This window comes from Psychrobacter sp. GW64-MNA-CIBAN-0177, assembly GCF_040309585.1.
In the GTDB taxonomy this organism is placed as follows: Bacteria; Pseudomonadota; Gammaproteobacteria; order Pseudomonadales; family Moraxellaceae; genus Psychrobacter; species Psychrobacter okhotskensis.
The window spans coordinates 1-312 of record NZ_JBEOOY010000105.1 but is presented as its reverse complement, the minus strand read 5'-3'; the positions used below and the strand labels follow the sequence as shown (position 1 = coordinate 312).

The 312-nt window shown below is 38.5% G+C and carries 1 protein-coding gene; it reads left to right on the top strand.

From position 1 onward, the window contains the following. Positions 1 to 121: 121 nt before the first annotated feature. A partial coding sequence (locus AAEY79_RS14370; RefSeq protein WP_352288944.1) for an Rrf2 family transcriptional regulator occupies positions 122 to 312 on the top strand: 191 nt, incomplete at its 3' end.

The window sequence follows — 312 nt, the reverse complement described above, 5'->3', positions numbered from 1 at the left end:
GGGCAACGGTGAGCAAGTCGAAGCAATAACGGAAGCCGCAAACCGAGGCGAGAACGATTATTAAGACTCTTTTGCACAGCGAGTGGCGTTATTAAAAAGTATAAAAAAAGAGAGGTTTTAGATGAGATTAACCAATTATAGTGACTATGCACTACGCTCTTTGATTTATTTGGCGACTAAACCCGATCCGTATTTATTGGCGAATATCAGTGATATTGCTAATAGTTATAACATCTCTAAAAGTCATTTAACCAAGATTATTCATCAATTGGGGCAACTTGGTTATATCGATAGTGTGCGTGGTAAAAACGG